Here is a 12,569-nt window from a genome sequence, read left to right on the forward strand (position 1 = left end):
GTTTTTTCTTTTGTTTTTCCAGCCGCACTTTGGCTTTGCATTTGTTCAGTTAAACCTTGATTTTCCACACTGTTCTCTGTGGAACTTGCAGATTGAACCGTGTCGTTCTGAGCTTGCTTTTTAGCTTTCGCTCGTGCAAGTGCGGCTGCGATCGCAGCTTTCTTAGGATCGGAATTTGCATCAAGTGCGGTGCGATTTTCCCCAGTATTTTGCGCTAAATTTTCTTGCGATTGATCAGTGGACGCCACATTCTCTTGTTCAGCTTGTTGGCGAGCTAAGCGGCGCGCTTTGCGTTGCGCCATAATATCGGAATTATCTGGTTGTAGCTGGCCTTTTTCGTCCACAAAGGTTTTCACATTTGGGCTTTCGCTGTCGCTTTGTTTTTTCGCTTTTAAACGTTCTAATGCGGCTTGAACAGGATCAACGCCTTTCTGTTTTGCGATTTCTTCACGGCGAGCTTCAGCAGCACGTTGGGTACGCGCTTTGCGGGCTTGTTCTTCTTTTTCTAAACGCGCTTGGCGTGCCTCGAAACGTAATTTCGCTTCGTGGGATTTTTGTGCTTGTTCTTTGATTTCCCAAATTTTCGCTTTTTCTTGACGGAAATATTGAATAAGCGGAATGTGGCTCGGGCAAACATAAGCGCACAAGCCACATTCAATGCAATCTTGCAGGGCATATTGTTCCGATTTTTGGTGATCTTCACTGCGCGCGAACCAATATAGTTGCTGCGGCATTAAATGCACAGGGCAAGCGTCTGAGCAAGCAGAGCAGCGGATACAGGCTTGCTCTGGCTCGGGTTCGGCATATTCAAAATGATCAGGCGCGAGCAAACAGTTAGTGACTTTGGTTACAGGCGCGTTGAGATTGGGCAAAATAAAGCCCATCATTGGCCCGCCCATAAACACTGGGAAACGTGCGTCATATTGATAGCCCACTTGTTGCAATAGGGCGGAAATCGGTGTACCTAAGCGAACCAAAAGATTGCCTTTGTGTGGGATTTTATCGCCTGTTAGTGTAACCACGCGTTCAATTAACGGTTCATCATTGATCACCGCTCTTTTGATCGCAAACGCCGTGCCGACATTGTGCATTAGCACGCCAATGCTGGAAGAGCGCTGACCGCTCGGCACTTCAATGCCTGTTAGCACTTGGATAAGCTGTTTTGCTGCACCTGAAGGATATTTGGTGGGAATTACGCGAATTTCAATGTCATTTGCCCCTTTTAAAGCGTGTTTAAGGGCTTTCACCGCCTTGGGTTTGTTGTCCTCAATGGCAATAACCACTTTTTCAGGGCGTAAAATATAGCGTAAGATGCGTATTCCTTCGATGATCTCTTTCGGACGATCTTGCATTAAGCGATCATCACAGGTGATGTAAGGTTCACATTCTGCACCATTGATAATCAGCAGTTTCACTTTATTTTCTGCCGATTGAATTTTAGCCGCTGTTGGGAATACCGCACCGCCTAAGCCTGCAATTCCAGCGTGATAAATTTTTTCGATAAGCTGTTCTGGCGTTTGGCTCAGGAAATCTTCAATTGGGTGCTGTTTACGCCATTCATCTTTACCGTCTGCCTGAATTTGAATGGTTAGTTCAGGTAAACCAGAAGGGTGGGCGGCAATATAAGGCGCAATTGCTGTGATAACGCCTGAAGTCGGGGCGTGGACAGGCAGATTGCGTAAGCCTTCCCCTGCGTTAATGGCTGACCTTTTAGCACTTTATCCCCAACGTTCACTAGCAGATTTCCAGCATTACCAGCGTGCTGTTTAACCGGAACATAGTAGGTATCCACCAGATCCGCTGGGCGAATAGGTGTGTGATTTGATTGAGATTTCATTTCAGGCGGATGAATGCCACCAGAGAAATCCCATAATTTACCGGAATTAAAATTGGTTAATACATCAGCCATTATTTTTCCGCTCCCTGATTATTCGCGCTACTTGCAGTAATCTCTACCACGGGAATGGTTAAGCTGGGATCGAATTTCCAATCCCAATGATCAATGTCTTGTTCTATTTTTATCATTGAAATGCAATCCGTTGGGCAAGGGGCAACGCAGAGTTCGCAGCCTGTGCAAAGATCAGGAATCACCGTGTGCATTGCTTTATTTGTACCAATAATGGCATCAACAGGACAGGCCTGAATACATTTGGTGCAACCAATACACATATCTTCGTGAATAAATGCCACTTTTGGCGCATTATCTTCTTCATCAAAATCCGTTGCAGGCACGTCCACGCCTAATAAATCGGCAATTTTCACCACTAATGGCTGACCACCAGGAACGCATTTGGTAATTACATCGCCTTGTGCAATGGCTTCGGCATAAGGCTTACAGCCGGGGTAACCGCATTGTCCGCATTGGCTTTGCGGCAGTAGGGCATCAATTTTTTCTACGATAGGATCGGCTTGTACTTTTAGTTTGATGGACGCTAAGCCTAAAATCGCACCAAAAATCAAAGCAAGTACGCTAATAGCGAGAAGAACATAATATAAGGTTGTCATTTTACACTCTCACTATGCCAGCAAAACCCATAAAGGCAAGGGACATTAATCCTGCGGTGATTAAGGCAATAGATGCACCACGGAACGGCATTGGCACATCCGCGGCAGCAAGGCGTTCACGCAGGGCAGCAAATAGCACTAAAACAAGGGAAAAACCAAGGGATGCACCAAAACCATAAACCACAGATTGGGTTAAATTATGGGCTAAGTTCACATTTAATAACGCCACGCCTAACACTGCACAGTTGGTGGTAATCAGTGGCAAAAATACCCCGAGTAAACGATAAAGGGTTGGGCTGGTTTTATGAATCACCATTTCGGTAAATTGCACCACCACGGCGATCACTAAAATAAACACCAAGGTGCGTAAAAAAATTGCCATTAAATGGCGTGAGCAAATAGCGATCAATCAAATAGGAACAAAGGGAAGCAACGGTTAGCACAAACATTGTGGCAAACCCCATTCCAATGGCGGTTTCGATTTTTTTCGATACCCCCATAAAAGGACAAAGCCCTAGGAATTTCACTAGGACAAAGTTATTGATAAGTGCGGTGCTAATAATTAATAAAATATAGTCAGTCATCAGTTTATTACCCTTGCTTTCGTTACCTTGTTATGATTTTTATATGCTTGAAAGCCAAGTTGTCAGAAAAAATCTAGCTTGCTATTATCCTAGTTTCTGGCTGGGATAACAATAGAAAATTTTAGGTAGATGTTGAATTTACAATGATTATGGCGTAGGCTTACATTGTATTTTATCTATTCAATAGAGGAAAAGAAATGTTAAAAGAAGCAGGTTATGATGAGTTTTTGGCAGAGCGCATTGCCGAGGGCGAGGCTGCTTTGGCGCGCGGTGAATATATGAGCCTTGAAGAATGGAAAAACATACTGATGAATTGCTAAAACGCAAAGCGTTAGAATTAGAAATGTTAGAACGCGAGGAGCTTTTGGAGTATGCCAGTTAAGCCTATGCGGATTTCTCCTTCTGCAATGTCAAATATGCAGGAGATTTTGATAGTGTAGCTGATTACACGGGATCAGTAAAAGTGTAAAAAATTACAAACAGAATTTTTCCGTACCTTTGAGCAGCTTTCACGCATTCCCAAAAGCGGAAAACAAATTGGAAATGGGCGAAGACAAGTTTTTTGCCGCCATTACCGTATTGTCTATCGTGAATATGACGATCGTGTTGAGATTATTACGGTTATTCATTCTCGCCGAAAATATCCCCTTTTATCTTCTTAAATTTTTTTCTAAAAACGCCGAAAAACTTTCCACTTGAAATTCAAATCCCGCTTCAATGAGGCGCGCTGGTTTAATGCGTTGGCTGTCTAATAATAATTGTGAGCGATCACCTAAAACCCAACGTAATACAAAAGCTGGTACACTGGCGAAATGGGGGCGCTTGAGGAAATCGCCTAACTGTTGGTTAAAATCTTGATTGGTGATGGGCTCTGGGGCTGCAAGATTGAACGTCCCTTCGCATTGTGGGTTTTCCAATAAAAATAAAATCCCTGCGATCATATCTTGCAAGCTAATCCAAGCCCAATATTGTTTACCACTGCCGAGTTTTCCCCCTAATCCTAAACGATATAACGGCAAGATTTTACTTAATGCACCGCCATTTGGACTTAGTACCATTGCGGTGCGCAATAAGCAAACGCGGGTATTGGCTTGCATTGCCGCAGCTTCCCACTGTTGGCAAAGTTGTGCGGGAAATGCTGTGCCAGCGGGAGTGCTTTCATCAATCCAATGATCTTGGTGATCACCATAGAAACCCGTGGCTGATCCTGAGATAAAGGTGTGCGGTGGGTTCTCACTTTGATTAATAAGTGCGGTCAAATTTTGCGTTAAATTTACTCGGCTAGCAAAAAGTTTGGCTTTTTGTTTAGTTGTCCAGCGATGCGCGAAAATCGGTTCGCCAGCTAAATTAATCACCGCATCAAAGGCATTGAGATTTTTCAATGGGGCAAGATTGTCAATTTGTTGTATTTCGGTTGGAAAACGCTCAGGCTGAATGTTGCGCGTTAAAAGGCAAATGCGATATTGTTTGGCGAGAAGTTGTGGGATTAAGGCTGAACCAATCAGCCCTGTGCCTCCAGTGAGTAGAATATTCATTATAGGCTAGTTTCAAATAATTCTTGCACACGTTGCATTAAGTCTAAAATTGCGGTGCCTGAGGTTGGAGTGATAAAAATGGTGTCGTCCCCTGCGATCGTGCCAAGAATACCGTCTGCTTTGCCTACAGAATCTAATAAGCGCGCGATAAGTTGTGCTGCGCCAGGGCTAGTTTTTACTACGATTAAAAAATCGTTGTGATCGATGTCTAACACTAAATTTTTTAATGGGCTACTAGAGGTAGGCACACTTAATTCCGCTGGTAAACAATAGACCATTTCCATTCGGCTATTGCGAGTGCGAACTGCGCCAAATTTAGTTAGCATTCGGGAAACTTTAGATTGATTAATATTGCTAAAACCGAGCTGTTGCAAGGCGTTTACAATTTCCCCTTGCGAGCCAAAACGCTCTTGTTCTAACAAGGTTTTAAACGCAGAGATTAAATTATCGTTTTTGTCTGTACTCATAATGTTTGGTTATGTTGCGAATATCTGCAAGGATTTTGCATAAAAATTCAATTTTTAGCAAGTTTTAAAAGCCATAATAGAAAGGAAATGCAACAATTTTAAAATAAATTTTTTAAAAATTTGAATTAGATCTCACTATTGAATTTCTCTGTTTGAATTTGCTATGGGATAAGTCTAAAATCCAATTAACTTGATTTATAACCAAAAAGAGGAGTATTAAATGAAAGTTGCAGTTTTAGGTGCCGCAGGCGGAATTGGTCAAGCATTAGCATTATTGTTAAAGTTACAGCTGCCCGCTGGTTCAGAATTATCTCTTTATGATATTGCCCCAGTTACCCCAGGTGTTGCGGTGGACGTTAGCCATATTCCAACCGCGGTTAAAGTGCGGGGATTTTCTGGTGAAGATCCAACACCTGCGTTACAAGGCGCGGATGTGGTGTTAATTTCAGCAGGTGTAGCGCGTAAACCAGGTATGGATCGTTCTGATTTATTTAATATTAATGCGGGTATTGTGCGTAATCTTGTTGAAAAAGTGGCGCAAGTTTGTCCGAAAGCCTGTATTGGTATCATCACCAATCCTGTCAATACCACTGTTGCCATTGCCGCAGAAGTGCTGAAAAAAGCCGGTGTGTATGACAAACGCAAACTATTTGGTGTAACAACATTAGATGTGATCCGTTCAGAAACCTTTGTTGCTGAATTAAAAGATCTTGATGTTTCACGCACCGCTGTGCCAGTGATTGGTGGGCATTCAGGCGTAACTATTTTACCTTTACTCTCTCAAGTGCAATATGCACAATGGAAAGAGGAAGAAATCGCACCGCTTACCAAACGTATCCAAAACGCAGGTACGGAAGTGGTGGAAGCCAAAGCCGGCGGTGGTTCAGCAACCCTTTCTATGGCACAAGCCGCAGCACGTTTTGCCCGCTCTTTAGTGAAAGGCTTGAGTGGTCAAACTGTGGTGGAATGTAGCTATGTAGAAGGTGATGGCAAATACGCACGTTTCTTCGCGCAGCCTGTTCGTTTAGGTAAAGATGGGGTAGAGGAAATCCTGCCAATTGGCGAATTAAGCGCTTTCGAGCAAAAAGCCTTAGAAGATATGTTACCAACCTTGCGTGCAGATATTGAACTTGGCGAAAAATTTGTGAATGGCTGATTTTAGTTAGCGATTAAAAAGAAAGGGCATCTTGGGATGCCTTTTTTAATGGCGTGGAATAACGATTAAGAATAGTGATTAAGGCTTAACACTTTGCCCCAAATGAATTTCATAACCCAAATTGATAATGTGGCTTTTCATTGGGATACCTTGTAAGCGATTGAGCAATTCTTGTGCTGCAATTTTGCCAATTTCTAATCTTGGCGTGATCACGGTGGCAAGTTGTGGTGTCATTGATTGCCCCACATCGTGACCGTGGAAACCTGCAATGCCTATATCTTGCGGAATCTTGATCCCCAAACGCTGACATTCAAACAACGCACCAATAGCTAAGTCATCATTGGTGCAAAAAATGCCGTTGGTTTCGGGGTATTCGCTCAGGGCTTGGCGTAGTAAATTTGCTCCTAGAGTGAAAGAAGAAGGTTCAGAGGTAATCAGGCTATGTGGTGTTAAGCCGTGTTTTTTCATTGCATTTTCATAGCCTTGCATTTTCAGCTTGGTACGCTTGTCCATTCGCGCGGTGAAATAAAGGATATTTTTATGCCCGTAATGAATCATTGTTTCCACCATAGATTGCGCCGCCGCCACATTATCAAAGCCCACCACTTGCTGAATACCCATTTCACTGCTGTCCATAATTTCAATCACAGGAATATTGGCGATTTCAAGCATTTTTAAGGTGCGTGGGCTATGGTGATTTTCCGATAAAATTAAGCCATCCACATTATAAGAAAGCAGGCTTTCAATGCGTTGTTCTTCTTTTGCTACGCTATATCCATAGTGCGCCACCATCGTTTGATAGCCTGCTTTATCGGTAATTAATTCAATACCTTTCAACACTTCCGCGAACACTTGATTAGTGAGAGAGGGCAATAACACACCAATGGCTAAACTTTTGGCGTTAGATAAAATATCAGGCGCTCGATTAGGAATATAGCCAAATTGTTCAATTGCGGCAGCGATTTTGTGCTGCGTTTCTGGCGCAACGGAATCAGGATTGCGTAAATAACGGCTAATGGTCATTTTGGTTAAGCCAAGATGATCGGCGATCATTTGTAGTGTGGGGCGTTTTCGTCTATTCATTTTCGTCTGTTTATCGGCAGAAAAAGGAAAAATAATAATCCGTTATTCTAGTAAAAATTTCACAAAAAATCACCGCACTTAGGGGGAGTTAATCATTCATTTTACATTTGAGCTAGGGCTATCTTTCGTAATAACTAGACTGAGAATGGCTCATTTAGCATAACTAAATTTCACTACATTCACTTTATTCTCATAAAAAATAGGCTCTAGCTCAAATGTAAAATGAATGATCAACAACCCCTAAAATCAGCGTATAATGAAAACATTCACTCATCAGTTGATGGTAAAGCGAGGAAGCTATGTTGAAAGAAACTAAATCAAAACAAACCAATCTCACCGATGTACAAAATGCCCTAGATCAAACCGTGGCAGAAACCATTCGTCTAACGCAATATAGCCACGGCGCTGGGTGCGGTTGTAAAATTTCGCCGAAAGTGTTGGAAACGATTTTGCATTCCGAAATGGAAAAGTTTGTTGATCCCAATTTATTGGTGGGCAATGAAACCAAAGATGACGCGGCGGTTTATGATATTGGCAATGGGGTTGGCATCATCAGCACCACAGATTTCTTTATGCCGATCGTAGATGATCCCTTTGATTTTGGGCGTATTGCCGCCACCAATGCCATTAGTGATATTTTCGCAATGGGCGGTAAACCCATTATGGCCATTGCGATTTTAGGTTTCCCAATCAAATTACTTCCACCTAGTGTGGCGCAACGTATTGTGGACGGCGGGCGTTTTGCGTGCCAACAAGCAGGCATCGCCTTAGCGGGGGGCCATTCCATTGATGCCCCTGAGCCGATTTTTGGCTTAGCCGTAACAGGCGTGATTTCTACCGACAAAGTGAAAAAGAATGCTTCCGCGCAAGCTGGCTGCAAACTTTATCTTACCAAACCGCTTGGCATTGGCGTGTTAACTACGGCGGAGAAAAAAGGCAAACTCAAGCCTGAACACAAAGGCCTTGCCACCGCAACAATGTGCCAAATGAACAAAATTGGCGAAAAATTTGCGGAGCTAGACGGCATCACCGCAATGACGGATGTAACTGGCTTTGGCTTGCTTGGGCATTTAAGTGAGATTTGCGAGGGTTCTCAGCTCAAGGCAAAAGTGTATTTTGATAAAATCAAAACCTTAGACGGCGTGATCCGCTATATTGAAAAAGGTTGCGTACCTGGTGGCACAGGACGAAATTTTGAAAGCTACGGACACAAAATTTCTGCTATGAATGATCTACAAAAAGCTGTGTTGTGCGATCCACAAACCTCAGGCGGTTTGCTTATTGCGGTAAAACCTGAAGCGGTGGAGCAAGTAACAGCGCTAGCACAGCAAGAAGGTGTGGAATTATTTGAGATCGGGGAACTCAGGGATCAAGATCAAGCATTTTTGATTGAAGTGGAGTAGTGTTCAAAAGAAAATCCCTCAAATAATTGAGGGATTTTTTTATGCTTATTTTACTTGATCGATCAAAAACTGCGTGAGTAAATTCACAGGGCGTCCGGTTGCGCCTTTGTTGGCACCTTGTAGCCAGGCGGTGCCGGCAATGTCTAAGTGTGCCCAAGTGTAGTTTTTGGTAAAGTTGGATAAAAACTCGCCTGCGGTGATTGCGCCGCCCCAGCGGCCGCCGATGTTGGCCAGATCGGCAAATGGAGATTTAAGCTGTTCTTGGTATTCTTCGCTTAATGGTAAACGCCAAGCTTTATCCGCGCTTTGTTGTGCGGCATTGAGTAGCTGTTCTGCAAGGCGATCATTTGGCGACATTAAACCACTGTTGTGTTGTCCGAGTGCCACTACGCAAGCCCCTGTTAGGGTGGCAACATCGATCACTAGCTCAGGTTCAAAGCGTTCTACATAAGTGAGCGTATCGCACAGCACTAAACGCCCTTCCGCATCGGTATTCAGCACTTCTACGGTTAAGCCGCTCATTGTGGTTAAAATATCTCCTGGGCGATAGGCATTGCCGTCTGGCAAGTTTTCACAACCCGCTAGCACGCCAATCACATTTAGCGGCAGTTGTAATTCTGCCAAGGCATTCATTACACCATAAACCGAAGCCGCGCCGCCCATATCGTATTTCATTTCGTCCATACTATCCGCTGGTTTTAAGGAAATACCACCTGCGTCAAAGGTTAAGCCTTTGCCCACTAACACGATAGGTTTTGCTTGCGGATTTGGGTGATTGCGATATTCAATAATAGAAAGTTGCGCTTCGTTTTGGCTGCCTTGTGAAACCGCAAGGTAGGCATTCATTCCAAGCTCAGCCATTTCTTTTTCACCAAGCACGCTCACTTTAAAGTGCGGTGATTTTTCAGCGAGTTTTTTCGCTTGTTCGGCTAAATACGCAGGATTACACACATTTGGCGGGCAATTTGCTACATCTTTCGCACAACGTACACCAAGTGCAATGGCTTGACCTTGTTGAACCGCTTTTTCTGCTTGTTCTTGTTGTGCTGAATCAACGACAAACACCATTTCTTGCAAAGCGGTATTCTGCTTTGATTTTTTGCTTTTAAATTGATCGAATTGATAAAAACTTTCTGCGATGCTTTCAACGGCAAATCTCACATTCCAATAAAGATCACGTTCGTTGATTTGCACTTCCGTTAAAAAGTTATACACCTGCGCCGCATTGGTGGCTTTTACTGCTTGGATAACGCTTTTGATTAATTGCTTATATTGACGAACATTGAGTTCCCCTTGTTTGCCGCAGCCCACCACGAAGACGCGTTCTAAATTCGCATTAGGTAAACGCAAGGTAACCACTTCGCCTTGCTTGCCTTTCACATCGCCTGCGCTGATAAGTTTGCTAATTGCCCCTTGGCTTAATTGATCAAGCGCCTGTGCGGCGGGGAAAGTTTTCCTTCTTCAAATACGCTAACGATCACATTCCCTGTTAGCGCAGAAAGTGCGGTGTTTTTTACAGTATATTTCATTTGTTCCTCACTAATTTTACTGCTATATGTTAAAAAATACGGTATTATATGCCATTCCATTTGAAATGACTTTCATAAAAATTGCAAGTAAATAATATAGGCAATGCTGTGATTTTAACCAGATATATAACTAAAGAAGTATTAAAAAGCCAAACGGCGATCCTCTTCATTTTGCTCCTCATCTTTTTTTGCCAACAACTTGTACGAGTGTTAGGTTCCGCAGCAAATGGTAAAGTACCCGCCGATCTTGTATTTTCCTTACTTGGATTAGGAATGCCAACAATGGCGCAATTGATGCTGCCATTATGCTTGTTTATTGCCATTCTGCTTACATTTGGACGACTTTATGCTGAAAGTGAAATCACCGTAATGCGTGCTTGTGGTGTGGGGCAACGCTTGCTGGTTAAGGTCGCCTTATTGTTATCCTTCGCTACCGCAGGCTTAGCGGGTTATAATGCTTTAGTGCTTTCCCCTTGGGCATTACAAAAACAAAGCCAAATTGTTAAAGATGCCAAAGCTAATCCTACAATGGGCGCGCTAGCTGCTGGTCAATTTATTTCTGCAAACAGCAGTGATTTAGTGCTGTTTATTGATAAAGTGCAAAATAATACCATTCAAGGCGTCTATGTTTTCCAAATGCAAAATAAAAAAAATGAGAAACCTTCTGTGATTGTGGCGGATTCAGGTGAACTCACCGCTTTGCCAAATGGTGATCAGGTTTTAAATCTTACCCATAGCCAACGCATTGAAGGTAGCGCAATGTTGCCCGATTTTCGGATTACGGATTTTGAGCAATATCAAGCCTATTTAGGTTATAAAGCCACAGAAAATGATAGCGATGATGCGGAAACCCTGCCGTTAAACCAACTGCTAACTAGCACCACGCCAGCGGGAAAAACGGAACTTCATTGGCGCATTACCTTAATTCTCGCCGTGCCGATTATGGCATTAATCGCTGTGCCATTGAGCCGAGTAAATCCGCGTCAAGGAAGATTTGCCAAAATTTTACCAGCACTTTTGCTCTACTTAATTTATTTTTTATTACAAAGTTCGTTCAAATCTGCTGGTGCTGCAGGCAAATTAGATGCGAGCATCTTAATGCCTGCCGTCAATGTTGCCTTTTTAGTATTAGGTATTGTGTTAAACAGCTGGAACAGTGCGTTTATGTATAAAATTCGTTACCACCTTCTCAAAAAACGTGCCTAAGGAATAACAAGAATGATGAATACACTAGACCGTTACATCGGAAAATCCATTTTAGGTGCGATTTTTGCCACTCTGCTCACCTTGGTGGGGCTTTCTGCCATCATTAAATTTGTGGAACAATTTCGCAATGTGGGGCGAGGCACTTATGATGTGTTGCAAGCAGGGCTTTTCACCGTTTTAACCATTCCTAAAGATGTTGAAACTTTCTTCCCTATGGCGGCTTTATTAGGTGCGCTGATCGCCCTTGGTAACTTAGCGAGCCGTAGTGAATTAGTGGTAATGCAAGCGTCTGGATTTTCACGTTTAAAAATTGGTTTTGCAGTAATGAAAACCGCCATTCCTTTAGTGCTAATTACAATGGCAATTGGCGAATGGGGCATTCCGCAAACGGAACAATTTGCCCGTGATATGCGTGCTAAAGCCATTTCAGGCGGTGAAATGCTTTCCGTTAAAAATGGCGTGTGGGCAAAAGACGGCAATGATTTTATTTATGTCAGACGCATCACCGATAACGTCAAACTCAATGATATTTATATTTATCATTTCAATGATAAACGTCAGTTAGAGCAAGTCAGCCACGCCAATCAAGCAGAATTTAAAGACGGTAACTGGCAATTAATGCAAGTGAATAAATCACACATTTCAGCGGACAAAATCACCACAGCCAATTATCTCAACGAAGCGTGGCAAACCACCTTAACGCCCGATAAATTAGGCATTGTGTCTTTACGTCCGACTTCACTTTCTATTTCAGGGCTAGCGGATTACATTGCCTTTATGAAAGAAACAGGGCAAGACTCCAAGCGTTTTGAACTCACTTACTGGCGGAAAATCTTTCAACCGATTTCCGTAGGCGTAATGATGTTACTGGCGCTCTCTTTCATCTTTGGCCCATTGCGTAGCGTAACAATGGGCGCAAGAATGATCACAGGAATTTGCTTTGGATTTTTATTTTATGTGGTCAATGAGATTTTCGGCCCACTCAGTTTAGTTTATAATGTGCCACCTATCGCAGGCGCATTAATGCCAAGCGGGTTATTTATTCTTATCACTTGGTGGTTATTAGCGCATAAACGCTAGATCCCAAGTGCGGTATAAAAA

General features: G+C 43.0%; 11 protein-coding genes and 2 pseudogenes. 6 read left to right on the forward strand and 7 right to left on the reverse strand.

Annotated elements, in window-relative coordinates; translation table 11 throughout:
- The 3 genes and pseudogenes from rsxC to rsxA all read right to left on the reverse strand — a co-directional run.
- Positions 1 to 1,909: pseudogene (gene rsxC / locus C3Z13_RS01735) on the reverse strand (electron transport complex subunit RsxC); the annotation flags it as partial.
- Positions 1,909 to 2,505 (reverse strand): electron transport complex subunit RsxB, encoded by a 597-nt coding sequence (rsxB, locus tag C3Z13_RS01740; RefSeq protein ID WP_103854813.1) that lies wholly within the window; start codon positions 2,503 to 2,505, stop codon positions 1,909 to 1,911. The pseudogene rsxC and the gene rsxB, both read right to left, overlap by 1 nt.
- Before the next feature lies 1 nt (position 2,506).
- Positions 2,507 to 3,089: pseudogene (gene rsxA / locus C3Z13_RS01745) on the reverse strand (electron transport complex subunit RsxA).
- A 197-nt stretch (positions 3,090 to 3,286) separates the two neighbouring features.
- Here rsxA and C3Z13_RS12585 point away from each other — a divergent pair.
- Together C3Z13_RS12585 and C3Z13_RS12950 are read left to right on the forward strand one after the other, a co-directional pair.
- A complete protein-coding gene (locus C3Z13_RS12585) occupies positions 3,287 to 3,409 on the forward strand; it encodes a hypothetical protein (protein ID WP_281258756.1) in 123 nt (40 codons plus the stop codon).
- Positions 3,410 to 3,604: 195 nt separating this feature from the next.
- On the forward strand, positions 3,605 to 3,751 hold the full coding sequence (locus C3Z13_RS12950; RefSeq protein WP_103854819.1) for a type II toxin-antitoxin system RelE/ParE family toxin: 147 nt from the start codon (positions 3,605 to 3,607) through the stop codon (positions 3,749 to 3,751).
- Here C3Z13_RS12950 and C3Z13_RS01755 read toward each other — a convergent pair.
- Both C3Z13_RS01755 and argR read right to left on the reverse strand, forming a co-directional pair.
- Positions 3,740 to 4,624, reverse strand: coding sequence for a TIGR01777 family oxidoreductase (locus C3Z13_RS01755; protein WP_103854814.1), 885 nt, complete (start codon positions 4,622 to 4,624; stop codon positions 3,740 to 3,742). The two genes, C3Z13_RS12950 and C3Z13_RS01755, sit on opposite strands and share 12 nt — an antisense overlap.
- Complete coding sequence (argR, locus tag C3Z13_RS01760; RefSeq protein ID WP_103854815.1) at positions 4,624 to 5,091, reverse strand: transcriptional regulator ArgR; 468 nt, start codon at positions 5,089 to 5,091, stop codon at positions 4,624 to 4,626. The genes C3Z13_RS01755 and argR overlap by 1 nt, the downstream gene beginning before the upstream one ends.
- Before the next feature lie 220 nt (positions 5,092 to 5,311).
- On the opposite strand from argR, the gene mdh reads away from it, so the two are divergent.
- Positions 5,312 to 6,247, forward strand: coding sequence for a malate dehydrogenase (gene mdh, locus C3Z13_RS01765; RefSeq protein WP_103852527.1), 936 nt, complete (start codon positions 5,312 to 5,314; stop codon positions 6,245 to 6,247).
- Positions 6,248 to 6,325: 78 nt separating this feature from the next.
- Here the strand turns inward: mdh and gntR are convergent, their stop codons facing one another.
- On the reverse strand, positions 6,326 to 7,330 hold the full coding sequence (gene gntR / locus C3Z13_RS01770) for a gluconate operon transcriptional repressor GntR (RefSeq protein WP_103854816.1): 1,005 nt from the start codon (positions 7,328 to 7,330) through the stop codon (positions 6,326 to 6,328).
- Between the two features lie 365 nt (positions 7,331 to 7,695).
- Between gntR and selD the strand changes: the two genes are divergently transcribed.
- Positions 7,696 to 8,733 carry a selenide, water dikinase SelD gene (gene selD, locus C3Z13_RS01775; protein ID WP_103854820.1) on the forward strand — a complete coding sequence of 346 codons (1,038 nt, stop codon included), beginning with the start codon at positions 7,696 to 7,698 and terminating at the stop codon, positions 8,731 to 8,733.
- A 45-nt stretch (positions 8,734 to 8,778) separates the two neighbouring features.
- On the opposite strand, the gene C3Z13_RS01780 is transcribed toward selD, so the two are convergent.
- The gene (locus C3Z13_RS01780) at positions 8,779 to 10,140 is read right to left on the reverse strand and encodes a leucyl aminopeptidase (protein WP_425427444.1); all 1,362 of its coding nucleotides are present in this window, start codon (positions 10,138 to 10,140) and stop codon (positions 8,779 to 8,781) included.
- Positions 10,141 to 10,370: 230 nt separating this feature from the next.
- Between C3Z13_RS01780 and lptF the strand changes: the two genes are divergently transcribed.
- Positions 10,371 to 11,468 carry an LPS export ABC transporter permease LptF gene (gene lptF, locus C3Z13_RS01785; RefSeq protein WP_103854817.1) on the forward strand — a complete coding sequence of 366 codons (1,098 nt, stop codon included), beginning with the start codon at positions 10,371 to 10,373 and terminating at the stop codon, positions 11,466 to 11,468.
- 12 nt (positions 11,469 to 11,480) lie between these two features.
- Positions 11,481 to 12,548 (forward strand): LPS export ABC transporter permease LptG, encoded by a 1,068-nt coding sequence (lptG, locus tag C3Z13_RS01790; RefSeq protein ID WP_103854818.1) that lies wholly within the window; start codon positions 11,481 to 11,483, stop codon positions 12,546 to 12,548.
- The last annotated feature ends 21 nt before the right edge of the window (positions 12,549 to 12,569 follow it).

It is taken from the genome of Avibacterium endocarditidis (assembly GCF_002921145.1).
GTDB lineage: Bacteria > Pseudomonadota > Gammaproteobacteria > Enterobacterales > Pasteurellaceae > Avibacterium > Avibacterium endocarditidis.

Bases quoted from the DNA above. Each gene is read 5' to 3' on its own strand.
- rsxB (WP_103854813.1), bottom strand. From the start codon at position 2,505: ATGACAACCTTATATTATGTTCTTCTCGCTATTAGCGTACTTGCTTTG.
- C3Z13_RS12585 (WP_281258756.1), top strand. From the start codon at position 3,287: ATGTTAAAAGAAGCAGGTTATGATGAGTTTTTGGCAGAGCGCATTGCC.
- C3Z13_RS01755 (WP_103854814.1), bottom strand. From the start codon at position 4,624: ATGAATATTCTACTCACTGGAGGCACAGGGCTGATTGGTTCAGCCTTA.
- argR (WP_103854815.1), bottom strand. From the start codon at position 5,091: ATGAGTACAGACAAAAACGATAATTTAATCTCTGCGTTTAAAACCTTG.
- mdh (WP_103852527.1), top strand. From the start codon at position 5,312: ATGAAAGTTGCAGTTTTAGGTGCCGCAGGCGGAATTGGTCAAGCATTA.
- gntR (WP_103854816.1), bottom strand. From the start codon at position 7,330: ATGAATAGACGAAAACGCCCCACACTACAAATGATCGCCGATCATCTT.
- lptG (WP_103854818.1), top strand. From the start codon at position 11,481: ATGATGAATACACTAGACCGTTACATCGGAAAATCCATTTTAGGTGCG.